Genomic DNA, 26,168 nt, shown 5'->3' with positions numbered 1-26,168 from the left:
TTAATATATATTAATAGGAGGAATTAAAGTGAATAATAATTTTCCTTATAAACTACTTGCTGTATCGACGTTTTTAACCCTGACAACAACTACTGTAGTTTCACCAGTAGCTGCTTTTGCAAGTGAAAGTAAAATAGAACAAACCAGTACGGAAGATATATCTCTTTCTGTAAACAGCGAAAAGATGAAAAAAGCTTTGCAAGATGCTGGGGTATTTGCAAAATCCATGAATGATTACTCTTATTTGTTAATTAATAATCCAGATGTTAACTTTGAAGGAATTGATATTAAAGGATATACAAATCTACCTAGTCAAATTGCACAAGATCAAAAGAATGCCAGAGAGCATGCTACAAAATGGGATGCGCACATAAAAAAACAACTTTTAGATACACTTACAGGAATTGTAGAGTATGATACCACATTTGACAATTATTACGATACATTAGTAGAAGCAATTAATGAAGGAGATGCAGATACATTAAAAGAAGGCATCACAGATTTACAAGGTGAGATTAAACAAAACCAAGCATATACACAGAATTTAATACAAGAACTAGCTAAATTAAGAGATAGTATTGGAGAAGATGTCCGAGCATTTGGAGGTCATAAAGATATCTTGCAATCAATTTTAAAAAATCAAGCATCTGGAATAGATGAAGATGAAAAACGCCTAAATGATGTTTTAGAGCAAATAAGACATTTTAAACAAGTAGAATCGGATGGAATAATAACTGTATCATATCCCTCAATCCCTACATGGATTGCTGGAGGTGTAATGATAGGGGTAGCAAGAAATAATTTAGGTACGTTAGAGCCGTTATTAGCTCAATTACGCCAAACGGTAGACTATAAAATAACATTAAATCGTGTAGTTGGGGTTGCGTATAATAATATTGCTGAAATGCAAAATGCAATTGGATCAGCTATTAATGCTCTTACCTATATGTCAGCACAATGGCATGATTTAGATTCTCAGTATTCAGGAGTACTTAATCATATTGATAAAGCATCCCAAAAGGCAGATCAAAATAAATTTAAATTTTTAAAACCTAACCTGAATGCAGCAAAAGATAGTTGGAAAACATTAAGAGCAGATGCATTTACATTAAAAGAAGGAATAAAAACATTAAAAATGGATCCTGTTTCTTCAAAAAAATAGGGAAGTACGGTTTTATTGTAAAGTTTGCTAAAATATAGAGACTTTAAAAACATACTGTTAAATTATCAAATGATTCGTTATATACTAAAAAGGTGAAGTTGTATCAAGAGCTTCACCTTTTTTTATTGTAGTTGAGTTGTAAGAGCAAGTTTCATCTTGTTTCAATTATGAAAGGGCTTCTTTGAGCCGATTAGTGTATATATAGCTTATTTTGCTATGCACATATTTAATCGACTTGAAGAAGTTCTTTTTGTGTTGCCTTCAAGTTAGGAATCACTTGTATATAGAACATCGGAGGCTAATAGTACACTAAATGAAAAAAGCACATAATTTGTGCTCGTATTTCTCATGAAACAATAGGGGTTTATTTAAAGGAAACGATCTATGATTGCAATTGTATGGAATATCTAAACATTCAAAAGTTAAATACATCCGAACAAATTAAATTTATGCATAATGGACAAATGGTATTAAGAACATTACAAGACATATGTAATAAGAGAAAATTTACTATCATCGCTTGTACCGTAGTAAAGATATTAAAATAAATAGGCACGAGGGCTTATATTTAGATATTACAACTAAAAAATAATGTGAATAACTAGCACAGCTATTAGGCTTTTTTCATTTAGAAAAATACTATGGACATTATTAAAGATCATTATTATTAAATTTTTTTGATTAGATCTGACATTTTATTAACACTCATACTACTAATAATAAAATCTATTATAAATATATATCTTATATATTAAAAAGAAATAAAGATAAAACTATTATAGGTTATCAAAAATAGGGGGAAACTCTACTCCCACAAGGGAAAATTTGATGTTAGCACGTAAAAAATCATAAATAGTAAAAAATGTATCCGTAGATTCAATAATTATAAGACTTTCAATTCTACAAAAAAGCAGAAAGAAAAGCATATGTTTCTACATGAAATCGGAAAGAAATTGATACAAATTACTTTATATTTATCCAACTATGGAAATGGGCTTTATTTTCTTTATTTTGGTAAATAAGCAGTATCTAACGTTCAATTATCCACATTTTGTTCAGAAAATGTAGTTATTTGTTAACATTACTCAGTATTTACACATAACTCACATTATTATTGATGATTTTTATTAGATATATACAACAACACTAGTAGTTACAATGATGTCAGAAAAATACTATTCACATTCGAGTATATTTGTCCTCATATCCACTGTTTTTATAATTTTATTTTTGATTTTTTGTAGGTATTATGAGATAGGTTTTATTACATTAGAAGAATACTCCCTAGCACTATGTGGAGAGTTATATAGTGCTAGAAGAGAATTTGTATAGAAGTGTATAAAAAAAGACTTCATTTTACATGAAGTCCTTCTGATTTTGTATTTATAAATAGAGTAGTAGAAAAGGAGTATGAATGAAACAACTACGAATAGCCCTCTAATTTCGATTTTTTCAAAAATAGAGAGCTCGTTACTATTATTTTATTTCCATTGCGTGTAGCACCTGATCTGGAGCTGTTATTGTTACACCAGCACGTACTAAACGTTCGAAGGTACGCATAAACTCTAGTAAATTAAATTGTTTTGGTAGCTCAATCACACGCAGTTGTTCTTGCGGTAGTTTATCAATTGCTTCAATAAACCATTCACGTACATCACTTGGAATTGTGCGTTCTTTATGGCCACGAACTTTTAGTTTTTCACGCATTTCAATTTCTAAAGCGATATATGCATGGAGATTCACTCCCTGATCATATGCATATTTTCTAAATAACGTTTCTTCCTGGTATTTTAGATAATTACGGTGATAAGATTCTTCTGTTACTGGTACCGCAAACTTCTGCTTCAGTAGTGCATGCACATTTTTAAACATCTTTTTAATGTTACGAAGAGAGTACATAGAATAATGTAGGCCGAAATTAAAGATAGCTTGCTCACGGTCACTATTTCTCTCTTTTGGTATATGCTGCGCAATAAGAGGGTAGATACCTTCTTTTGCTGCTGTATCGAGAATTTGATATTGAGATGTTTGATGCAATAGTTTCTTCAATGTATATACAATTTTCGTTGGATATCCTTCTTTTCGATCAACCATGTCACGTAGTCCGTGAATTACACTGCGAATTTGACGATGACAAGTATGCTTTAATACATGAATGAATTTATTCATGTCTGCAGAAAGTTCACCGATATTCATCTCTTGTAGGACTGCTTCGATAAATTTCGCTTTTCGAGCATAGGTAGCTTTTGGTGTAAATGGATCCCTATGTTGTTCTTCTCCAGCTTCTTTCGAACATAAGAAGTCTGAATGGATAGACAGATATAATGTCGTATATCGTTTTGTATGCTTTACACCTTTTTGCATTTTGCAAATTTTGAATAGGGGATTCCCCGTACATGGTAATGCAGTTGTTAATTCCTCGATAACCGCACGGATCTGATGCGGATATTTTTTATGTAAGAAACGATACATCCCGCCAAAGTGAGTTTTGTTTCCTCTTTCGTCCTGCTTGTCCAAAGAACGCTTTAATGTTGTTTCCGTATGTTGTTGCATTGCAATGTCTAAGAATAGTTTCTTAGCCGCTACAGATAGCTTAAAGAAATCCTTTGTAAATACAACAGGACTAATATATACGTACGGATTTGCTTTTTCTGTTTCCTCATTCATAAAATGAGTGAGTTTGATTGTATAACGGCCATCTACTCCATTTTCGATGGAGATAATGTTATGTAAGTTTAATTTCTTTAATGCGATATAGAATTGAGAGTGTTGGATATAAGCAAATTCTTCTTTATATTGCTTGTAATCTTCCCACATCATATGTATTGTTACATTTGGAATGACGCCGTTTGTATAGCATTTTTTATGTAAGAACAGGAACACTTCAAGATCAGCATTCGTAATACCGTATAATTTATGTTTTCGTCCTGCTTTTTCTGCAAGTGTAGGCATTGCCCGACGTGAAAAAGATGGTTTGGCTTTTTCGACAAAACCTTCTACATCGGCAATACGCTCTTCGTATGTCATGTGCTGCAGAATATCTTCTAAATATGTATCTTTATAGCTGTAGTATTTCTCCTCAAATGTTTCCACAAACTTTTGCCAAGACTTTAGTGTTACTAAAACTGCGTTTGTTGTTTTCCCATTTAAGCTACGTTGATTACGTATCACAAATGATTTTCCCATCTTTTTCACCTCCGTTCTACAAATTCAGAAATATATGTCAAAATACTATAAAATATACCAATTTTGATTATAGCAAAATAAAAATTGCTGAAATGTGCTCCTTTAAGAAGAAAATTAGCAACTTGCAACAGCTTATGAAGCTAGTTGTATCAAGGGATAAGAGAATTTCATGATTTTTTTTTGTGTTAAGGATACCGCAAACGTGTTGCAAGTTGATTGGTATGTATAAAAGTAAGCAAAAAAGCACCTAAACCCTTGGTATATAAAGGATTATAGTGAAAATGGTAGGGAAGTTAGGGAAAGGATACCGCAAACATGTTGCAAGTTAGTAAACGTAATCATTAAAAATGAATTGTAATAATTACCCTTGATATAAAAGGACTTGTTGATATTTATAGAATGAAAGTAGGGAAAGGATGCCGCAAACAGTGTTGCATCTTGTGAGAAAAATAAGGGCATGCATACCGCAAACGTGTTGCAAGTTGATTGGTATGTATAAAAGTAAGCAAAAAAGCACCTAAACCCTTGGTATATAAAGGATTATAGTGAAAATGGTAGGGAAGTTAGGGAAAGGATACCGCAAACATGTTGCATATTATGTATGTAACTTATTAAAAATATGAGATAAATAGCTTAAAAACTTTAAAATGACATGATTTTTTTAGAATTACTTAGTTGAGAAATAAATTATACTGTTGCAAGTTGAAAGAGATAGGGAAAGGATACCGCAAACGTGTTGCAAGTTGAGAAATATAAGGCAAACAAAGCGTAAAAAGAATGTAAGTAAGGAGAAAGAGGTAAGAAAAAAAGCAACCTGTTGCAAGTTGAGGAGTTAAGGAAAGCAAGGCGCAAAAGAAATGTAGGAAGAAGAAATAGGGAAAAGAAAGAGCAGCATGTTGCAAGTTAAAGAGTTAAGGAAAGCAAAGCGCAAAAAGAATGTCAGTAAAGGAAAATAGGTAAGAGGAAGAACAACCTGTTGCAAGTTAAAGAGTTAAGGAAAGTAAAGCGCAAAAGGAATGTAAGTAAGGAGAAATAGGTAAGAGGAAGAACAACCTGTTGCAATTTGGAGAGTTAAGGAAAGCAAGGCGCAAAAGAAATGTAAGAAGAAATAGGGAAAAGAAAGAGCAGTATGTTGCAAGTTGAGAAATATAAGGAAAGCAAAGCGCAAAAGGAATGTAAGTAAGGGGAAATAGGTAAGAAAAAAAGCAACCTGTTGCAAGTTGAAGAGTTAAGGAAAGCAAAGCGCAAAAGGAATGTAGGAAGAAGAAATAGGGAAAAGAAAGAGCAGTATGTTGCAAGTTAAAGAGTTAAGGCAAACAAAGCGCAAAAGGAATATAAGTAAGGGGGAATAGGTAAGAGGAAGAACAACCTGTTGCAAGTTGAGAAATGTAAGGCAAACAAAGCGCAAAAGGGAATGTAAGTAGAAATAGGTAAGAGAAAGAGCAACTGTTGCAAGTTGAGGAGTTAAGGAAAGTAAAGAGCAAAAGAAATGCAAGAAAAGAAGAATAGGGAAAGAAAGAAACAAAAATTTGTAAATATCTGTTACAATAAATTAAATATAATAGTAGTTAAGATTTTTATACTGAGAATTATTTTATTGTGATCCATGGTTTAGGGAGGAAAAGAAAGTGGATAACTTATTACAAATGTTTCGAGATGCATTGTTAATCTCTGAGCCAATTTATAAAACTAACGAGCTAGTATGGAATAAGTGGAATGCATACTTTAAAGATGTTGAAAACAATAATAATAAGGTACTTACATCACCCCATGCTTCTCCATCATTTACTGCATTAGTATCTTGGTTAGAGAAAAAGCAAGAGTCCGGAATTACATTAGTACAAATTTATGCGAAAATTGATTCTTATAAAGAAGAAATATATAAAGAAATTGAATTATTTATAGAAAAAGAATTTCAAGATGTAGTACATTCTAATTCCGTGATATTGGAAAATGATCAAAATATAGATAAGCCAAATATAGTGAATCACGAGGATTATTACGAGGTAAATAACTCTGCTGTTTATTATAAATTAAGAGATGGGATTGCAAAGAATCAATTTGAAGAAGATGAAATAAGTAAGGTCTTACAATATCCCATTGAAACGAGGTCTTCTAATGGTGTAGCTCAACTTTCTTCACACAAAGATGAAGATTTAAGACTTACCAATATAGAAGAAGCAGCTCGATGGAATACCCTTGTAGATGACGTAATGAGTAATATGGATGATTTAACGGCAGATTGCTTAGATGCAATCACAATACAGTGGATTAATGAAGCAAAATCTCCAGATGATTTTATTGACTTTTCTTATGAACAAGTTTTAGAGATGTGCAATATTCCAAAAACAGTTGTTAAAAATAAAGAATACTATAGAGCGGAAGATAAAATTAAGATAGCAAAGAGAATTGCAGCTTTAGCAAGTATTTTTATCTATTTAAATGATGATAATGAAGTCGTTGTATTAAATGACCGTGATGATGATGGGGAACGTTTAGAATTAAAGCGTGAAGTTATCAAAAGATTATTTGTATTAGATTCAGTTGTTTTATGGAGACATAGTGTTACTAATGAATACATGGGCATTGAATCTTGTCGTATTAAGCCGGGTAGCTTTTTAACTAATTATTTGTATGGATCAAATAATACAACAGCCCTATTGTCTAAAAAAGCACTTGAATACAATAGTTATAGACACAAATATCATAAAAGGTTAATTCGATACTTAACATGGCAATGGAGAATTAGACAAATGTATTCATCATTGAAAAAGCCATATTCTATAGGTGGGGACAAAGGACTACTAGCAGTAATGGATATCCCAAAAGATTGGAAGCCGAATCGTATTAGAGAACAGTTAGAAAATGTTCTAATGGATTTAGAAAATGAAAAAGTAATCTCTCATTGGGAGTATAGTGATCCACTGGATGAACAACAAATTGGGAAACGTAATTGGTTTAAAAATTATTACACTAACTTAGGAATAACGATTTTACCACCTGAAGAAATGCTACAGTCAATGGATAGGGTAATAGGAAAGAAGAGTATAGAGGAACCACAAGAGAAGTTACCGGAAGTAACAGTTGTTAAAGAAATAAAGAAGACTGTAGAATCAGTCGAACAAATAGAGAAAAAGATCCGTGACCAAATACTGAAAGTACACAATGAAAAAAAGGTAAGCATTCGTGAAATAGCAGATGAAATGAGTATTTCTCCATCGACATTATCTAGATTTTGTAATTATAAAACAAAACGTTTATCTAAAAAGGCGTTAGAAAAGTTAACGAAATGGTGTGAAAGACAAGAAATATTAGAAAAGATGTAACATAGACTAAATATTTCTTTTAATAATATTCAAATTAAAAATACACATACATTATGTATGTGTATTTTACTTATTATCACTAATAATAGTCTGAATTTTCTTTATTTATGGCGGTTTTGGCAGGTGAAGATCCTACTGGAAAGTCATTATAGTTATGCTGTTTAATCCACTGCAATTAAATTTCTTGTCTTATCGATATGGTTCAGTAACATACGATACTCTTCTTCATACATAGTTATACGTTGTAGAAGAGATTGATTCTCTGTTTTTAAATCTTCAATTTGATTTTGTAACTTTGTCAATTCATTCACATCTTTATAATTTTGTAGAAAGAGAATAATATCATCTAATGTAATAGACAAAGATTTTTTTTCTTTTTCTGATGGAGAAAGGGGAATGTTGTTTCCCATTTTTCGGTCTTGTTTTGCTTGTTGTATTTCTTCTTGGTATTGTTTTCTCACATATGAATTCCAACGAAATCCACAAGCTGCGGGTGTTCTAGCTAGTAGTTTTGCTACTTCTTTGAATGCAGCTAACTGTGTTCCACCGTTACGAATATTCTGAAGTACTGTTGATGCGAGAAGTAAATCGTTATCATCAGTCCAGGAATCTTGTCTTGAGATTACCACGTTTTAACCCCCCTTATATGTTTTATATTATATATATGCAATTACTCAAAATGATAGAAGTTCAACTTCTCTTGAAATAATTGGGAGTAAGTTGGTAGAAGTATGTATGATTTTACATGCAAAATTGCATTTAAGGTTGACTATTCCACAAGGTGTAACTATGCTGGTTACAGCAATGCAACTGAATTAATAAAGTTGTTGGTATGAATTGGTTGTATTAATGATGTATAAACAAATATTAAGGAATGAATGGAGTTGAAAATATAGTCCTACATATAAAACGTTTGTATAAAAAGAAATTAGATAATATACATTTCTTTATAACTATATATTAATAAAGAGAGGTGCGCGTTTTGAAAATTTTTAAGGGAATTCTAGTTTCTTCAATTGCATTAACAGCATTTAATGGGGTAGGCGGACTACTTCCAAATGAAAAATCAGAAGTTGCCTATGCGGCTACTTACAATTATTCAAATAAGCAATTGAATTCTACTGTACATAAGCAAGTTACTAAACAATTAATTTTGAAATTTAAAAATGAAGCGAATTTACCATATCAGGATGGAATAGAAAAATTCATTAAAGAAGAAAAACAAGATCCTGAATTAATTGGAATTTTAGCTGAATATCCAAATGTAACTATAAATCGACTTTTTAATTCTTTAAATCCTAAAGAAATTAAAAATCTTGGTAAAGAAATAAAAGATTCCGATCATATTTCTTCTAATTTGCTAAACTATTATATTGTTGAAACTCAAGATGATATTGATGTACAAGCATTACTTACAAAATTTGAAAAATCATCTCTTGTTGAAACGGCGTATTTACAGGAAGAAGAGGCGCCACCAGCAGAGCGTTTGCCAAATTTATCTGTTAATCCATATGATGAACCTAGACTTACAAGACAAGGTTACCTTGAACCAGCACCATTAGGAATTAATGCACCTTATGCCTGGAGCATAAAAGGTGGAGATGGAAAAGGAACTACTTTCGTAGATATGGAGTATGGGTGGTTATTTAATCATGAGGATTTAGTGAATCAAAAGATTGAACTGATATCTGGACAGAATAAAAGCGAGCACCATGATCATGGTACCTCAGTCTTAGGAATTGTTTCGGCAGAGGATAATAACATAGGTGGAATCGGGATCGCACCGAAAGCTAAGGTAAAGGTTGTATCTCAGATTAGGGATAACGGAAATTATAATACAGCTGATGCTATTTTAAGCGCGGTTAACAATATGCAAGCTGGAGATATTCTTTTACTAGAGGCACAAGCAACTTACGATGGATATGGAGATAAGAACTATTTTCCTGTGGAAGTAAAACCAGACATATTTGATGCAATTCGTATGGGAACAAATAAGGGAATTATTATTATTGAAGCAGGTGCAAACGGCGGAAATGACTTGGATCAATTTAGAGACCGTAATGGTAAACAAGTTTTAAATCGTAATAGTCCTGATTTTAAAGATTCAGGGGCAATTATGGTTGGGGCAGCTTCTGCAAGGGTTCCTCATAAGCGTTCATATTTCTCTAATTACGGTAGTAGAGTGGATGTGTATGGATGGGGGAATGCAGTAGATACTACAGATGCTAAACCAAGTGAATTTATAACAAATCTATATACATCTAGTTTTGCTGGAACATCTAGCGCATCACCTATTATTGCTGGTGCTGCAGCATCAATTCAAGGAATTGCAAAAAATAATCAGGGGAGAGTATATACACCAAGACAGCTTAGGGATATTTTAAGTGATTCTAGCACCGGAACGAAATCAAATGATCCAACTTCTGATAAAATTGGTGTTTTACCTGACTTAAAAGCTATTTTATCTAAACTTGGTTTTTTACCAAACTTAGGTAATGATTCTTCCGTTGTATTTCCTGAGGAACAAGAAATAAATAAAGGAAATAAGGGAAATGAAGGATCTACTATTATATTCCCGAAAGAAGATACCGCTAATAGTGGAGAGGACTCTAGCTTTATTTTCCCAGAATAATAGAAATACCTCCTATTAAGCATGGGGCAAAATAGTTTACTCAATAAGAACAAAGGATATGAATTCAATAGAAATATGAATTTATATCCTTTTTATTTTAAGCTGTTTTTACTACCTTACAAAAACGTAATGTTAGCGTAATGGAAATGAATTTTGGCAGCCAATAGATTAGGATATAATTTTTGTGAGAAAAGATATGAGGTGAATAATATGAAACGAATAGTGCTTATGTGTAGCGTTTTTGTGATGTTTACTGTGTTGTTATCCGGGTGTAATTTAAATCGTCTTGGTACAGATACATATTATGTGCAAATTACCAAGGATGGTGAAAAATTAAAAGAGAAAAATGTAAATGGGGATACGACTTACGAATATAAATTACCTGGATTTGATAAGGATGGTAAAGAGAAAGAAATGGAGTTTACAGCTTTAAAAAACCTTCGTAAAGAAGCTTTTTTACGTATATATTACTCTGAGAAAAAAGGTGTGAAATCTTGGGAAGAAGTTAAAAAAGACGAACTCCCTACAAAGGTAAAAGAAAAATTAAAGGTGGATTAATATATAATGCTTTGTTAGAGCGATATATCCTCAAACTATTAGAATGTATATTGTGAAATAGGCTAACAGTTATTGTCAGTCTTTTACTTTTGCACGAAGAAAATATAAAAGGCATTTAACAGACAAGTGTTGGATTATTAACAATTATTTATGATCCAAAGCTACAATATATCTACTCCTGAACTATAATAATTTTAGGTCAGAAATAAGCTTCTAATTTTGTGAGGAGTTAAGTACTAAAAAAGCTTAATTTTGTTTACGTATTTATAGTCGTTTAAAGGATTTATGATTGGTTATGATATAATAAAATTCAAGTACAATAAGGGGGATTAATTAAATGATTTTTCAAAGCATGATAACAGCTATTATAGAAAAATTACAAGAGACGGTGAATCCCTATTGGATAATTGTGTTTGGATCAACGGCTGAGAATAGAGAACGAGAAGATAGCGATATTGATATAGCTTATGTAAGTGACACAACATTAGGGAACTATGAACGTTTTTTATTAGCACAGGATTTAGCTAGCATTGTTCATAGAGATGTTGATTTAGTTGATTTATCCGAAGCTTCTACAGTTTTTCAAGCTCAGATTATACATACAGGAAAGACAATATTTTGTTCTGATGAAGAACGGAAAATCATTTTTGAAATGAAAACCTTAAAAATGTATTCAAAATTGAATGAAGAACGACAGATAGTATTTGATGATATAAAGAAAAGAGGTTCTATATATGAAGAATGAGGTTATTTTAAATAAAATTTCTACAATAGAGCGTTGTATAAAAAGAATCCAAGATGTATATGGAAATGACCCTGAAAATTTAGAGGACTTTACAAAACAAGATTCAATAATATTGAATATACAAAGAGCTTGTGAAGCGAGTATTGATCTAGCAATGCATATTGTTGCAGGTAAAAAATTAGGACTACCCCAATCTAGTCGAGAGGCCTTTGATTTATTGGTTACAGCAGGATTACTTAGCGCTGATCTAGCAAATAAGTTAAAGGCAATGGTTGGATTTCGTAATATTGCTGTTCATGATTATCAAAGTGTGAATTTAGATATTGTTCGTCAAATTATTGAAAAACATTTAACTGATTTTAAACTATTTACAAAAGAAGTAATGGGGATATTGGAATTTTAGGCAAAAGAACAGAATAATAGGGCTGAGAAAGAAAGTAATTCTATGATTCCCAAACCAGCTATTGAAACAATCACTTAATTTCGTAAGAAGAAACGCGGTCATAAGATGAATTTGTTTATGTTGTAGTGAGGCTTTGTATGAGATGTGTGTAGATAATAGTAGGAAAAATATCCATATACAATTTTATCAACAAATAAGTAAATATTTTTAAAACTAATTTTTATACATATAATGTATACCCAAAACAAAAAAGTTTCCAAGAGGAAACTTTTTTGTTTTGGGTAAATTTATAACGATTAATTAATATTCAGTTTTTGAAAAAAATGATGAATCATGTCAAATTATCTTCATTTACACGAACATGAACGTAGTATAAAAATGAAGCATATCCAAAATAATTAAAGGGGCTGAAAAAATGATTAAAAAACTTATTATTGGTGCTATTGCTTTAGGCACAACAATAGAAGTGAGTAAATCTACATTTGCTGCTACAATACATTCTCCATCACAGTTTAAAGAAACTCGAAATGTTCATGTGCAATCCCTATATTCTCCATGGCAGTATTTAGGACAAACTTCAAGGGAACTTCAAATTAAAAGTAAGGATCCAAAAGTACTGGCTTTTGAACTAGCAAAAGAAGCACCATTTTATGAAGAAGAATTAGTAGACATATGTTCTGTAATTTTAGATGCAAATGTAGATATTGTATATTGGACAAGTAAGGAATGGGTTAGATTTGAAGAAGGAAATTATCAATTTAAACATGAAATTAAAATTTTTAGAGATAAAGAACGTCAGCAATTAATTACTGCACTAGAATCTTAGATCTTTTACAAAAAAGAAGCTATCTTTAGTATGCTATTCTCCCCTCATAGTAGATAGGAAAAAGAAAACACATTAACCAATTTATTATGGAGGGGATTTTTCTATGGGGTAAATTAGAATTACTTGCTATATAAAATGAAAGGAAAAGGAAGTTGGTTTATACTTAAAAGAAGATGTAAAACTGTTAAGAAAGAAATAGACATTTATTATCCAATTGTAAGACGGTAAATGAAATGATTCGAAACTTTAGGTATTAAAGAACTAGAAGAAGAACGTGGGAAAACAAAAGGGTAATGTTTAGGTAGAATGAAACCTAAAGGTTCGGGTACTAAGACTAAACGATTGGAAGAAGAGGATGGGATGTTAGAAAAATGAAGGAAAGTATGTTACGAAAGTAAAACTTTTAGGATAATGCACATAAAAAAGACTTCTTCATCTATGTTAAGTTCGCAAATATATACAATCTTATAACCATCAAAGATTTCAAGAGAAATTAAATAACCTGAGTCCATACAAATATAGACTCAGGTGGGCTTAGCTGCGCTTTGAAAATACTGTCTACCTGACAGGACCCTCTCTGTTTATTCTTCAAATAAACAAACTGAAACAAGACTATTTAGAAGTATTAGTGAATCCTCTCTTTAATTCTTATTTCGTGTCTCTTACCTTTAACAAGTACAAACATAATTTATTAATTTATATTATCTTTAAAACATTTATAAATTTGATGCTATAAAAGCAATAGAATTATGTAATAAGTGAATCAAAAAAACAACCCCAAAAGCAGGCATTGTAACCTGATATTTTTCATTCTTTTTTTTATATACCCAATAAGCATAGTTATATAAAAGACCAATTATCGTTGTACCAACTATATAAGTGATTCCATATCGATGATTTAATCCAAATATAATTGAAGCTATTAAAATGATAAGGTAATCGCGATTTTTAATGTAAGGAATCCAACTTAATAGCCAAAATAAAAATACTTGAAAAACTACTGTTTCATATATAGGTGCCGCTAATACCCCTAATAAAACTTGAAGAATAAGAGGTGCTTCTGTTATTGGGTTTTTTTGTATTTCAGGTAAGAATAGATCTAATGGTATTACAAATAAAAATGATCCTAATAAAATAAGAAAAATAAAAGAAATGGTAGGCAAAGTAAACATAAATCTATTTATTTTTTTGAGCATATATATTTCTCCTATAATCTTTTATTACATCTATACGAAAAGTAATAAATAATTGAGTCTCTTTTTGTTTGACATGTTTTCGCCTACTATTGATGAAAACCGTTCTGTAATTAAATTCTTGGCTTATATGTAGGTGTAGCGATATATTAAAACTATATTGTTAATATCAAAATATTAAAGAGCTAAGTGAGATATTAAGGTCACACCAATTTTAGGATGAATATAATATCAAGCCCGTTAAGGAAATATGCTGTATAGGACAAGCTTGTACTGTTTATTTTACTATATGAATATTTAAGTGCATATAGTTCTGGGAAAGTATGTATTTTTGCATTTTTTAATACAAAAGTTTTTTATTAAAAATTTACTTTCTGCGCTATCTCATATAAATTTAAGACAATTGAAGAGTAAAGGCCAAAAGAGTCTAAGTTTAATTTGTACAGGTAGATATTAAAATTCTATAGAAAAATAAGGAAAAAAGTTATAAAATAGGAGATTGGATTAAACTTTCCAATTTTTTTGTGCAAGATAAAGATGACTAAAGATGTGGCTCTTAAAAATTCTTGTTTATATATAAAACTAACGATAGTATAAAAAATCCTCAATGAAGGAACTTCAACAAATCTAATGTGAAAATTTTTAGGCGATAAATATGAAATTTAAAATATTCTTAGTAGTCCATTAAATATTATAGCAATTATTATAGGCAAACCCTTTAATATAATCGATTTAGAAGAAATCAGTACAAATAGAAAAGATGAAGTAGTAGAAGTATTACGACTTCCTTTTAATAGATTTTCAGGAGCAGCTGGACATATAAAAGATGCAATTGTAAATGAAAAAATTTGGAACGTTTGGTTGAACGATTAGTATGCTATTTTAAAGTTTAAATTAATAACAGAAAGAGAACCTCTTAATATGTTACTACTTTGTTTTTGTATTGTTGAAAATAAGAAAGGTGAAATCAATGAAAAAATATTGGCATAAGCTATCGTTGCTTCAAAAAAATGTATTACTAACGGTATTAGTAATTCTGACCCTTGTTGGAAGTATGGGAGCGTTAAGTTTTAATATGTTTCAAAATAGTATGATGTCTATATTTGAGAGGCAGTCTTTTGAAACAGGTGATGCGGTATTAAATCAATTAGATCTAGAAATAGTAAGAGATGTAGCAAAAGACCCCACAGCTCAAAGAGTAAAGAAAGAAAAATTGACAGAGCAATTAGATAAATCTATAAAAGATATGAAAAGTGTTGGGCAAACATATGTTACAGGAGTCAAGCTAAATGATAAAGCTGAATTACAAATAGTAGCTTTGGATACAGAATTAGCAAATACTGTTTCTGTAAAACCAGGTGAATACTATGAGCAGCCAACTTATTGGATGAAAACATACGATAAAGTAATACAAACAAAACAGGCACAAATGACAGAAGTGTATGAAGATGAATTAGGGTTCTGGGTAACAATTTTAGAGCCAGTTACAGATGAAAATAAAAATATAATTGCAATTGTTGCAGCGGATTTGGAAGCTTCTATTATTCCTCTTACAAAGAAAAACTTTATGATACAAGGTTTACTATTTATTATAATTTCATTAACTATCGCAATTACAATTCAAATATTTATCTCACGAAACTCTCTATCGCCTTTAAAGGATTTACAAGAAGGGTTACGTAAAGTTGGTGAAGGGGATTTAAGTATTAAATTGAATGAAAGATCTGATGATATAGGGATAACCAATATCTATTTTAATAACACTATTAAAAAGTTTAATAGGATTATAGATAAAGTAAGGCAGACTGCTGAACAGGTTTCGACATCTTCACAGGAATTGTCGGTAAGTACAAAAGAGAATAGCATAGCCTTTAAAGAAATTGCAAGTGCTATTACAGGATTAAATTTAGGAGTACATTCTCATGAATATGTAGTGCAAAAATGTTTAGGGATTGTTCAAGAAATGGAAAGTAAGATGAAAGAAATTAAAGGAGCTGCAAAACAAGTTGGCAATGCTTTGGAAGACATGGAACAGAATTCTGTAGAGGGAAAAGATTTGATTAAGCAAATCGTGAATCAAATGAAAAGAATCCAAGATACAGTTCAGGATGTACCTTCTAGTATTTATGCATTCGAATCACGATCTAAGGAAATTCATGAAATTCTTACTGTAATTACAACCATTTCAAATCAAACAAATTCATTAGCTTTAAATGCTTCTACTGAATCCTCATGTGCTGGAGAGATGGGGGAAGAATTTTCAGATGTTGCGGACGAGGTACGTATATTAGCGGAAAGAACCGAGGCATCTGCAAGGGATATAGCTAAATTAATTGGTGAAACCCAGGCTGAAGCAGAGAGAGCTGTAAGATCCATACAGAAGAGTTCAAAGGAAGTAGAATTAGGAATAACACTTGTTCAAAGTAGTGGTGCATTCTTTGAAAAGATTTCAGAATCTGCACAATCTGTTACAAATCAAATTAAAGCGACTTCCAATCATTCAAGTGACATTCTAAAAAATAATCAAACTATTGTTCAGTTTATAAATGAATTATCACACATTGCAAATACATATGTGAATAGCAGTAGTAATGTGGAGAAAAGTATGAAAGAGCAAGAACTATATGTACAAGATATTGCAGAGTTAGCAAATTCTTTAAATTGGCTCTCGCAAGAGTTACAGGGGTTAATAGGGGAATTTAAAAGTAAGTAGGATAGAAGAAGGTAAAGGTATAGGGTATGACCTATACCTTTATTTATTCCCACATAAGGGATGAAAGCTTAGGTATATATGTAAAATAGCTAAACGAATAATTTTTTTTGCATATTTTGTTGGAAATAGAGCATGATATTACCAAATTCAACGGAGGTGTTTAAAAAATGCAAATTCGCGAAAATAATAATTCAAACGAAATCTTAATAGCAGCTGCAGCAAGTGCAATTGAACAAATGAAATATGAAATTGCTCAGGAGTTTGGTGTTACACTTGGACCGGATTCAACTGCACGAGCAAATGGTTCAGTAGGTGGAGAGATTACGAAACGTTTAGTTCGTATGGCGCAAGAGCAGTTATCTGGTCAATATAAAATTCACTAAAACTAAAGGTATATCCCATTGAAGGGATATACCTTTTTAATTTGTTGGTAAAGAGGATCGTTACATTTTTTATTATTGGTTAAGTTTAGAAACAGCAAATTTAGCTGTAAAATTCATCTTCTTCATGTACGTAGAATTTACACCTGCTTGAAATTGTACAGAAATATTACCGTCTTTTTGCGCTTTAAATACGCGACCATATGGGGAATTAGCATTGAATGTGCCAATTACTTGATTATCCGCATCAAAGACCGTATAAGAAATTGGGAACCCTGAATTTTGTACAAAGACTGTAAGTTCGTCCCCTTTTTTAAGATTAAATGATTCTTTTTGAGACACTTCATAGGAACTCATAGAGTAGTATTTTGTGACTTCTTGAATTTCTAAATTCGTAGTAGCTGCACTCGCTTTTGATGCCTCAGCCCCTGGTAAGTTCATACCTGAAAATACTGCAATTCCTAGTGCCCCTGCTAAAATCAATTTTTTCATAATAGTATTTCCTCCTTTAATATATTGTGAGATTTGAAACGAAAGTGAAAATTCCAATCCCTGAAACCATTATAGTTACAATGAGAATTATTTTCAATAAGGGTTAGTATGTAATATTGCATATATAAAGTATTAACATAAGATAATCAGTAAAGTTTTGAAGTATTCTTAACAGAAGGGAAGGAAAAAATTAAAAAATCATAAATGATATTGTAACCGAACTATATATTTTTTGAGCATATTCCGTCTGCATCAAGTGAATATATTATTAATTTTATTTGTATTTTATTATAAAACATTTTAAGGTTGATAAAGTTTTATTTAATGGAATTATTAAACAAAAATGATAAATTATATGTTATGATGAAGAGGCAATAAAGTACATCATCCTGACTTTATTGTATGTGTTTAGCCTATGTATGTCGTTTGTATTAAAAATAAGAAGTCTCTTAAAAAGAGACTTCTTATTTTTTGTATGGAGGGGGTATTACAGATGCTTGATTACTTTCAAATGTTTTTAATTACTATGGCAGGTATTGCCTTATTTTTTTATATACAACATGCTGGAAAACCAACGAAAAGAAACAAAAGGAAGTTTTTAATTGTAGTATTTTTATTTTACCTTTTGAATTATTTATTTCTTAAATTCTTATAGATATATAGGGGATATGTTTATCATTCTAAAATATAAAAAAGGAAGGTGTAATCCTTCCTTTCATTATCCAGTATGTCCATGTGAATATTTAATAATATTTACAGTACTTTGAGTGCCTGTTGAAGAACTTGATCCAAAAGTTACTGTAACGACAATTAAGATACCAAGTAAGCTAACCGCTAATTTTTTCATTTTAATGCTCCTTTTTTAAAGTTTTTTTCATTGGCTTTACTAGCTTCATAAAAGTAATAGCTAGCTTTTAGATGATTATCTTCTTTGTAAAATTGGACTGCCAACTTTTCGGTATATTCATTTATATACTCATATAGTTCTTCTCGTTCAAAATAAGAAATTCCTTCTAAAACAGCTTTTTCTAAATCATTAGCACAGCTATGTAGATTTATTTTTTCTAAAATATTAAAGTGATGAATATAACCTTCAATTCCCAATTGAGTAGAGAGTTGGAGGCCCTTTTTTATTAATTCTTGAGCAATTTCATGTTCTCCTAATTTATAATGCTCTCTAGCTTCAATGAATACAGCTTTATAATCGCTAGGTAGTTTCTGATTAACTTCGGATAAATATCGTAATGCTACTTCAGATAGATTCTGAGTAGCGTACATAAACCCTAGATTGTGACGGACAATTAAAATATTGTATTCTAAATTTTCTTTTTGGAATGTATCCATAGCAGAGATAAAGTGTTCCTCAGCTAATTCCCATTCTTTTAAATGAGTGCATGCTAATCCATATAAGTTATTACAGAAGGCAACTTTTAATTCATATCCAGGATGCTTTGAAAATATATCTTTAGCCTTCATTACATGATTAATACATAAAATTGATCTATGTGTATGACAATAGAAAATGGCTAACTCATAATGGAATTCAGCATGTTCAATCTCATCAGGAATTGTTTCTAATAGGTATTCAGCTTTATCGTAATGTATTTTTGCAAGGCTATGATTGCCAGTAACATTGGAATGAATGGCTTTAAAGAAGTGATAATAGTATGAAAGGAAATCGTCTGTAGGAGTTTTATAAGCATCACTTTGTTTAAAGCTATCTTTAGAAATACTTAAACTATCAATTAAATATTGATGTCTAAAATCTAGTAGTGAGTAGTATAATAATATAGTTTGATTTTCCTCTATGTTATGGATTTTGTTTTCGATTTCTTGTTTAAGTAATTGAGCGGCGTCTACATGCCTAGCTCTAATTTCTTGATACCATTCATTTAATAAATGAGTTATTTGCTCGTTCCCCTGTATATGAACATTCATTGTTCAATTTCATCCTCTCCAAAGATATTATTCAGCAATTAGTATCATATCAGAAATTTCCTCTATCAAAATCTATTTAATAGCATTTATCAATATAAGACGGAATATTCTATTAATTTATATTTATTGAGATTCAAGTAGTATGTATTGTTGTAATTTCTGTAAAAATAACCTTTTTTGATTTGAAGATTTGATCAAAATATATTTTTTTAACAGGAGGAAAGGGAGCTATACCTAAGTAATTATGTATAGGGATAATAGGAGAATAGAAATAGATAATAATGGGGAATTTGAAATGTTAGAGTTAAAAGAAAAGCAAGAGAGAAAAGAGATTTTGGAAGAAGATAAGATGTTTAATATCTTGTATTATGTGAATACAGATGAGTTAAATATGATTTCTGATTTTAAAGAATTAAAAGAGGGTTGTATTCGTATAGCAACAAACTTATATGGTAAAAATTCATCTGAAGTACAAGCTGTCCAACAAGCTTTTAAAGTAGCTTATATTTAATCTCTTAATAGGGTGTAGCTTATTATTCGCTATTAATAAATGGATAATAATATTTTGACATTAGAAAAGGGAACGCTTATAGAGTGTTTCCTTTTCTAATGTAATTGACTTTATTTTTTAGATCTCACATAACCAGCTGCTTGAGCATCAGCTTCTGAACAGAACCAAACAATATTGTCTTTTGTAGAATCATAATATTGTCCACCAGGAACATGGTATTTTTTCGAATTGGCATTTCCTTTAATTTGTCCTTTACAAGTGGTATTGGCTTCTTTGTCATCACTAGGATCATTTTGGAAAGGTTTCCGATTAGAACCGTTATGATTACCACTAGATGAGGAAACAACAGCATTACTTTTTTGTGAAGCTTCTTCCTGGGCCTTACGGTTAGCTTCTTCCTGGGCCTTACGGTTAGCTTCTTCCTGGGCCTTACGGTTAGCTTCTTCCTGAGCCTTACGGTTAGCTTCTTCCTGAGCTTTACGTTGAGCTTCTTCTTGAGCTTTATGGTTAGCTTCTTCCTGAGCTTTACGTTGAGTCTCTTCTTGAGCTTTACGGTTAGCTTCTTCCTGAGCCTTACGGTCAGCTTCTTCTTGAGCTTTACGTTCAGCTTCTTCCTTACTCTTTGTGTCTGCTGTATCTTTTTTAGTATCTTGTGAAGTGGCAACTTTGGTGTCTGCCTTTTGTACAGTTTGATTGGAAGTTGATTTTCCATCAATAAATACAATACCCATTAAAAAGAAAGCTAGTGCTAGATATAAATATGAATATACTACTTTCTTTCTGGTTTTAATTTGTATTTTGGGTAACACAAATTGTGGTTTAATTAATCCAATAATTAAAGCAAGTAAGCTTAACGAAAATCCAAAAAAACCAATATTAACAAGGGCAGGGCGGATAGAATTTGGAATAATTGCTTGAAGTATTAAAAATAAAATAAAGATATAAACAATGGAAGCAATAAACATTTTCCATGCGGTTTTAGAGCGATAACCAAAAATTTTTCTCCAGTTCATTTAAGAACCTCCTTATCTAAGATACTAGATTTTGCTTATAAATTATAATACTGTAATGATTTAATGTTGAGATGCGATTCATCACCTCTCATTTAATAAAATTAATGTATTTATGTAACAAATATACATATGTAAGCATATCATTGTCGTTAACAAATTTTCCATTTTTTATTTTCATTTTTTCTTGCTTACTTGAAAGATTTTAGTATAAATGAAAGTTTAATCATCATCTAAAAGGAAAACTTGGTGTTAAAATATGAATTAATATAAGATAGTAAGTATTAATTAAACTGTATAAGGAAGTGAGTAAGTATGAAGAGAAAAATATCAGTGGTTGGTGCGGTAATTGTTAATGAAAATAATGCAGTCTTATGTGCATTACGTTCTCCTACAATGACGTTACCAAATTATTGGGAATTTCCAGGTGGTAAGATAAACAAGGGAGAAGAGCCACCAGCTGCATTAATTCGTGAAATTAAAGAAGAGCTTGGATGTACAATTGTTGTAGATGAGAAGGTAGAGGAAGTCGAGTACGAGTATGAAACTATTGTTGTTCATCTTACTACATATAAAGCTAGAATCTTGGCAGGTAAGCCTAAAGCTCTTGAGCATGCAGAGCTAAAATGGATGAGTATTAAAGATTTAAAGCATTTAAAGTGGGCACCTGCTGATATTCCTACCGTAGAAGCACTGTAGGAATATTTTAATGAAATATCCTTGAGAATTATACTTTTATTATGTAATATATAATTATATTGTTAGTTTATTTGATTCCGTTTATTCCCACATCTTATGTGATGTGGTTGAGTTGTAGAAGCAAGTTTTTTCTTGTTTCAATTTTGAAAGGGCTTCTTTGAGCCGATTAGTGTATATAGCCTATTTGCTATGCACGATTAATCGACTTAAAGGAGCCCTTTTTTATTTGTTTAAGTGGAGGTTTAAAGTAGGTTTTAAGCTAAAGAGAAATATGATTGTTTAGAAGGAATATATAGTGATGAATTGAAACCTATAGCATCTAACAAAAAGAGTTATATGAAATTATAGTAAGTTAAATCTCTTATAGAGATTTCAAAATACCGAAGTAATAAGCGTAGTTAAAGGGGAAGGTCTCAAATTTTTAAAGGGACACAATAATGCATCTATAGAAGAGGAGAATAAAAATTGAAACCAACTAGAGAAAAGTACGTAATTAATGGGGAGTATACAATAGAACGTAAGCTTTTACATAATGAAATCATTAAATTATTTCTAAATGATCAACCGCAGCAAGAGCAAGAACCTGAGGCTATATTACTTGGTGGTGGTTCTGCTGCTGGAAAAAGCTCAATTGGAGAGTTAGTAAGTAAGGGATATAAACATCAGAAACAAAACATGGTTTGGATAGATCCTGATAAGATCAAAGAAAAAATACCAGAATATCAAGAGTTAATAGAATCCGGAAATATTGAGTTAATGAAACAAGCAGCTTTTTTAGTTCATGATGAAAGTAGTGATATTACCATGAAACTTTTAAAAATCTGCATGAAAAGAAAAATAAACTTTATGTATGATGGTACAATGAAAAATGAAGTAAAATACAAAAAGTTAATTCAACAATTAAGACTAGCAGGTTTTAGTATTAAAGCAATTATTGTAGATGTCCCAATAAAGGTTGCTTTAGAGCGATCCAATTTGCGTTTTAAAGTAACAGGAAGATTGGTACCCCAAAATATAATTGAAGAAAGTCATTTGAAAGTAGCGACTACTTTTTCTAACATTAAAGATTTAATAGATTGCTATACTTTATATGATAATACCGGGAAGGAACCAGAAGTTTTTGCTTTTAAAGAATCAAAACGAGTAAAAGAAATTATTGTTGATGAATCTCGAAATAATCAATTTATCGAGAAATCAGCTCTTGTTTTTTAGTGAATATATCTTATAAATTTTATAAAATAATTAATAGATATTATCCTGACATTTTATTATATTATTGATATAATAAATACAGGAGGCGATATAAATGGAACTTAAAGACCTTATGAATTATATTGAAGAAAATAAAGAAGAACATTTTCATGATTTAATCGCTAAAAATGAACGGGAAATTGCAAAAAAAGAAGAAGAGAAATAAAAAATTTAAAATAGAAGAGTTGACCTTTTGGGTCAACTCTTTTGTTTTTATAAATGGATATAAAGTTGGATTTCTCAATTGTTGAGTAAAAGGAATTGCAGAATTTTTCTGTAGAGAAGGTTGTTTGGTATTGAAAATGAAACAGACAATTTGCTAATCATAGGAGAGTTTTTTAGTATTATATTAAATAGAAAATAGCGTAATGAGTTAACGCTTTAGGAGAGAGTATATGAATCATTTTATTGTTATGCAGGGGCATACATATCAAGAGGAAAAAGGATTAGAAATTATTTGGTCACCTAAAAAGGATAGAGGCGGTAATGTACCACATTCATGGAAAAGAATGATGGATGTAAAAGAGGGGGATCGAATCTTTCATTATGTAAAAGGGAATATTGTAGCAGTTAGTATCGCTGAAGAAGATTGTAAGGAATCGAATAAACCATCGATTATGAAAAGCCATGATCAATGGAATGATGAAGGCTATTTGGTATCTTTAAAATATCATGAGTTAGAAAAACCAATTAATATACGTGATAAATTTGAAGAGATATCGCACCTGTTGCCAATTAAATATTCACCTTTTCAATCAGATGCAAATGGAAACCAAGGTTATTTATATCCATGTAATGAAGAATTAGCCCTTAAATTAATGGAACTAATTGGTGATTCAAACATTTATAAAATAAATGATGAGCAATTAGAGTTAGCAGTTGATCCGGTAAGAAGGACAGAAAATAACACATTAATTCCAGTTATAGCTGAGACGGAATCCGAAGTAAAAGCAAAAATCCGAATTGGACAGCAAAAATTTAGAGAGGAATTAATGGAGATTTGGAACGGAAAATGTGCATTATGCGGAATAAATTTACCAGAATTGTTAAGAGCAAGTCATTCTAAGCCATGGAAAGATAGTACAAGTATGGAACGCTTAGATCCGTATAACGGTGTACTACTGTGCTGTAATCATGATGCTCTTTATGATAAAGGGTTTATCACATTTGATGGCCAGGGACGACTGCATATTTCCTCATTAATAGTGGAAACAGATTATTTGAAATTTGGATTAATACCAAAAGCTAAGATAGGAATTCAACCGGAGAATAAATTATACTTTAAGTGGCATAAGAGGAATATTTTTAAAGTAAAATAGTATAATTTTTAACTTCAAGGACAGGAAGAACATAAGAGAGACGAATTGTGTTATCCAGTAAAGGGGAATGGTACATGTATAACTGTAATCAATGTGGAACAGAAATGATTATGCAATTACAGCCCTTCCCGAACGAGAAAGCCCCTCGCGTTTAGGCATGGGATGAAAGTGAGGTTGGATAAGGAGTGCACTAAAAACCGCAAGGTTTGTGGCACTCTAAGTATCCAAAATGTTGGTATCTTTTATTTTTTTATCTTTCGTGTTGCAGTTTTATAATCTAACTGATACAATGCGAACATGATGAATGATTATAGAAGAACCAAAACAACCGTGTCATTAATTAACTATCATTTTGTGTTTTGCCCGCGATACAGAAGAAAGATTTTTCTTAATACAAAATTAGAAGAACGTTTCAAGGAGTTGGTTCAAGAAATATGCGGAGAATTGGATGTTTCTATTGTTGCAATGGAATGCGACAAAGACCACGTTCACTTGTTCTTAAATACACCACCAACACTTAGTCCTGCTGATACAATGGCAAAAATTAAAGGAGTGACATCAAAACGTTTGAGAGAAGAGTTTCCACATCTTCAACACTTGCCGAGCCTATGGACGCGTTCTTATTTTGTTTCTACTGCTGGAAGTGTATCAAGTGAGACAATAAAACATTATGTTGAAAATCAAAAAAAGAGGGGGTGAAACTTGTGCCACAAACCATCACGGTTAAAGTTAAATTGCTTCCAACAAAAGAACAAATCATGCTATTGGAACAAAGTAGCCACGAGTATATAAAAGTCATTAATGCTCTTGTATCTGAAATGGTTGAAGCAAAGAAAAGCACGAAGAAAAGTACAAAGGATATTGAGGCCAATATCCCAAGTGCGGTGAAAAATCAAGCAATTAAAGATGCGAAAAGTGTGTTTTCTACAAAGGTGAAAAAGAGTAAATACAAAATCGTTCCAATTCTAAAAAGACCTGTTTGTGTATGGAATAACCAAAACTATTCATTTGACTTCACACACATTTCAATTCCGTTTATGGTAAACGGAAAGTCAACTCGTTTAAAGGTTCGCGCTTTATTAATCGACAAATATAATCGCAATTTCGAATTGTTGAAGCACAAGTTAGGCACACTTCGTATCACGAAGAAATCTGCTAAATGGATTGCTCAAATATCTGTCACGATTCCTACAAACGAAAAAACGGGAACAAAGATTTTAGGAGTAGACTTAGGTCTCAAAGTTCCTGCGGTAGCTATCACAGATGATGATAAAGTTCGTTTCTTCGGGAACGGTAGGCAAAACAAATTTATGAAACGTAAGTTTCGCAGTGTTCGCAAGAAATTAGGAGAAGCTAAGAAACTGAATGCCCTTCGTCAACTTGATGATAAAGAACAAAGATGGATGCAAGACCAAGACCACAAAGTAAGTCGTGGAATCGTTGATTTTGCAACGGATAATAATATTTCTGTCATTCGATTAGAGCAACTAACGAACATTAGACAGACGGCACGAACAAGCCGTAAAAACGAAAAAAATCTACACACTTGGTCATTCCATCGTTTAGCACAATTCATCGAGTACAAAGCGACATTAGTTGGCATAAAGGTCGAATATGTGAACCCTTCTTATACAAGTCAAACATGTCCGAAATGTTCTGGAAAGAACAAGGCGCAAGACAGAAAATACAAGTGCCAATGTGGGTTTGAGAAACATCGTGATATTGTTGGGGCGATGAATATTCGCTACGCAACTGTGGTTGGCGGTAATAGTCAATCAGCCTAAGAACCTATATGGTCTGTCTTAGGAGGGGTGATGGCACACC

22 protein-coding genes are annotated in these 26,168 nt (G+C 31.4%); 15 read left to right on the top strand and 7 right to left on the bottom strand.

Annotated elements, in window-relative coordinates:
- Window positions 1–28 precede the first annotated feature (28 nt).
- The gene (gene hblA / locus MR143_RS29590; RefSeq protein WP_001063467.1) at window positions 29–1,162 is read left to right on the top strand and encodes a hemolysin BL binding component B; all 1,134 of its coding nucleotides are present in this window, start codon (window positions 29–31) and stop codon (window positions 1,160–1,162) included.
- Between the two features lie 1,476 nt (window positions 1,163–2,638).
- Here hblA and MR143_RS29585 read toward each other — a convergent pair.
- Window positions 2,639–4,348: a hypothetical protein gene (locus MR143_RS29585; protein ID WP_242281222.1), complete on the bottom strand. Its 1,710-nt coding sequence runs from the start codon at window positions 4,346–4,348 to the stop codon at window positions 2,639–2,641.
- 1,628 nt (window positions 4,349–5,976) lie between these two features.
- Between MR143_RS29585 and MR143_RS29580 the strand changes: the two genes are divergently transcribed.
- Window positions 5,977–7,674, top strand: a complete 1,698-nt coding sequence (locus tag MR143_RS29580) for a helix-turn-helix domain-containing protein (protein WP_242281221.1) — start codon at window positions 5,977–5,979, stop codon at window positions 7,672–7,674.
- A gap of 161 nt (window positions 7,675–7,835) precedes the next feature.
- On the opposite strand, the gene MR143_RS29575 is transcribed toward MR143_RS29580, so the two are convergent.
- Window positions 7,836–8,303 (bottom strand): RsfA family transcriptional regulator, encoded by a 468-nt coding sequence (locus tag MR143_RS29575; RefSeq protein WP_000237076.1) that lies wholly within the window; start codon window positions 8,301–8,303, stop codon window positions 7,836–7,838.
- 353 nt (window positions 8,304–8,656) lie between these two features.
- On the opposite strand from MR143_RS29575, the gene MR143_RS29570 reads away from it, so the two are divergent.
- The 5 genes from MR143_RS29570 (at window position 8,657) to MR143_RS29550 (ending at window position 12,838) form a co-directional block, all read left to right on the top strand.
- The gene (locus tag MR143_RS29570) at window positions 8,657–10,306 is read left to right on the top strand and encodes a S8 family peptidase (RefSeq protein WP_242281220.1); all 1,650 of its coding nucleotides are present in this window, start codon (window positions 8,657–8,659) and stop codon (window positions 10,304–10,306) included.
- Between the two features lie 210 nt (window positions 10,307–10,516).
- A complete protein-coding gene (locus MR143_RS29565; protein WP_000822914.1) occupies window positions 10,517–10,864 on the top strand; it encodes a YxeA family protein in 348 nt (115 codons plus the stop codon).
- Window positions 10,865–11,201: 337 nt separating this feature from the next.
- Window positions 11,202–11,609 (top strand): type VII toxin-antitoxin system MntA family adenylyltransferase antitoxin, encoded by a 408-nt coding sequence (gene mntA / locus MR143_RS29560; protein WP_000577225.1) that lies wholly within the window; start codon window positions 11,202–11,204, stop codon window positions 11,607–11,609.
- Complete coding sequence (hepT, locus tag MR143_RS29555; RefSeq protein ID WP_000787540.1) at window positions 11,599–12,012, top strand: type VII toxin-antitoxin system HepT family RNase toxin; 414 nt, start codon at window positions 11,599–11,601, stop codon at window positions 12,010–12,012. The genes mntA and hepT overlap by 11 nt, the downstream gene beginning before the upstream one ends.
- 415 nt (window positions 12,013–12,427) lie before the next feature.
- Complete coding sequence (locus MR143_RS29550; RefSeq protein ID WP_242281219.1) at window positions 12,428–12,838, top strand: hypothetical protein; 411 nt, start codon at window positions 12,428–12,430, stop codon at window positions 12,836–12,838.
- 716 nt (window positions 12,839–13,554) lie between these two features.
- On the opposite strand, the gene MR143_RS29545 is transcribed toward MR143_RS29550, so the two are convergent.
- Complete coding sequence (locus MR143_RS29545) at window positions 13,555–14,034, bottom strand: CPBP family intramembrane glutamic endopeptidase (protein ID WP_000913866.1); 480 nt, start codon at window positions 14,032–14,034, stop codon at window positions 13,555–13,557.
- Between the two features lie 967 nt (window positions 14,035–15,001).
- Here MR143_RS29545 and MR143_RS29540 point away from each other — a divergent pair.
- Entirely contained in the window at window positions 15,002–16,744 is a 1,743-nt protein-coding gene (locus tag MR143_RS29540) for a methyl-accepting chemotaxis protein (protein WP_199718452.1), read from the top strand.
- Between the two features lie 167 nt (window positions 16,745–16,911).
- On the top strand, window positions 16,912–17,127 hold the full coding sequence (locus MR143_RS29535; protein WP_001167047.1) for an alpha/beta-type small acid-soluble spore protein: 216 nt from the start codon (window positions 16,912–16,914) through the stop codon (window positions 17,125–17,127).
- Between the two features lie 72 nt (window positions 17,128–17,199).
- On the opposite strand, the gene MR143_RS29530 is transcribed toward MR143_RS29535, so the two are convergent.
- From MR143_RS29530 to MR143_RS29525, 3 genes are all read right to left on the bottom strand, one after another.
- A complete protein-coding gene (locus MR143_RS29530; protein WP_000733521.1) occupies window positions 17,200–17,616 on the bottom strand; it encodes a hypothetical protein in 417 nt (138 codons plus the stop codon).
- Window positions 17,617–18,334: 718 nt separating this feature from the next.
- Entirely contained in the window at window positions 18,335–18,463 is a 129-nt protein-coding gene (locus MR143_RS33090; RefSeq protein ID WP_000732005.1) for a hypothetical protein, read from the bottom strand.
- The gene (locus MR143_RS29525; RefSeq protein ID WP_001100602.1) at window positions 18,460–19,554 is read right to left on the bottom strand and encodes a Rap family tetratricopeptide repeat protein; all 1,095 of its coding nucleotides are present in this window, start codon (window positions 19,552–19,554) and stop codon (window positions 18,460–18,462) included. The genes MR143_RS33090 and MR143_RS29525 overlap by 4 nt, the downstream gene beginning before the upstream one ends.
- Window positions 19,555–19,849: 295 nt before the next feature.
- Here MR143_RS29525 and MR143_RS33330 point away from each other — a divergent pair, with 295 nt between their 5' ends.
- Window positions 19,850–20,065, top strand: a complete 216-nt coding sequence (locus MR143_RS33330) for a M4 family metallopeptidase (protein WP_002182086.1) — start codon at window positions 19,850–19,852, stop codon at window positions 20,063–20,065.
- Between the two features lie 110 nt (window positions 20,066–20,175).
- On the opposite strand, the gene MR143_RS29515 is transcribed toward MR143_RS33330, so the two are convergent.
- The gene (locus tag MR143_RS29515) at window positions 20,176–21,078 is read right to left on the bottom strand and encodes a sunset domain-containing protein (protein WP_242281218.1); all 903 of its coding nucleotides are present in this window, start codon (window positions 21,076–21,078) and stop codon (window positions 20,176–20,178) included.
- A gap of 312 nt (window positions 21,079–21,390) precedes the next feature.
- Between MR143_RS29515 and MR143_RS29510 the strand changes: the two genes are divergently transcribed.
- The 5 genes from MR143_RS29510 to MR143_RS29490 all read left to right on the top strand — a co-directional run bounded on the left by MR143_RS29510 (window position 21,391) and on the right by MR143_RS29490 (window position 26,128).
- Complete coding sequence (locus MR143_RS29510) at window positions 21,391–21,774, top strand: (deoxy)nucleoside triphosphate pyrophosphohydrolase (protein ID WP_000823375.1); 384 nt, start codon at window positions 21,391–21,393, stop codon at window positions 21,772–21,774.
- Window positions 21,775–22,239: 465 nt separating this feature from the next.
- Window positions 22,240–22,986 (top strand): zeta toxin family protein, encoded by a 747-nt coding sequence (locus tag MR143_RS29505; RefSeq protein WP_199718448.1) that lies wholly within the window; start codon window positions 22,240–22,242, stop codon window positions 22,984–22,986.
- A gap of 434 nt (window positions 22,987–23,420) precedes the next feature.
- Window positions 23,421–24,344: an HNH endonuclease gene (locus tag MR143_RS29500; RefSeq protein WP_001015283.1), complete on the top strand. Its 924-nt coding sequence runs from the start codon at window positions 23,421–23,423 to the stop codon at window positions 24,342–24,344.
- A 297-nt stretch (window positions 24,345–24,641) separates the two neighbouring features.
- The gene (tnpA, locus tag MR143_RS29495) at window positions 24,642–25,043 is read left to right on the top strand and encodes an IS200/IS605 family transposase (protein ID WP_021727988.1); all 402 of its coding nucleotides are present in this window, start codon (window positions 24,642–24,644) and stop codon (window positions 25,041–25,043) included.
- A gap of 5 nt (window positions 25,044–25,048) precedes the next feature.
- Window positions 25,049–26,128 carry an RNA-guided endonuclease InsQ/TnpB family protein gene (locus MR143_RS29490; protein ID WP_046945673.1) on the top strand — a complete coding sequence of 360 codons (1,080 nt, stop codon included), beginning with the start codon at window positions 25,049–25,051 and terminating at the stop codon, window positions 26,126–26,128.
- Window positions 26,129–26,168: the final 40 nt, after the last annotated feature.

Source organism: Bacillus cereus group sp. BfR-BA-01347, from assembly GCF_022663835.1.
Lineage (GTDB): Bacteria > Bacillota > Bacilli > Bacillales > Bacillaceae_G > Bacillus_A > Bacillus_A thuringiensis_K.
The sequence above is the reverse complement of the archived record's forward strand: the minus strand, read 5'-3'. Positions and strand labels throughout refer to the sequence as shown.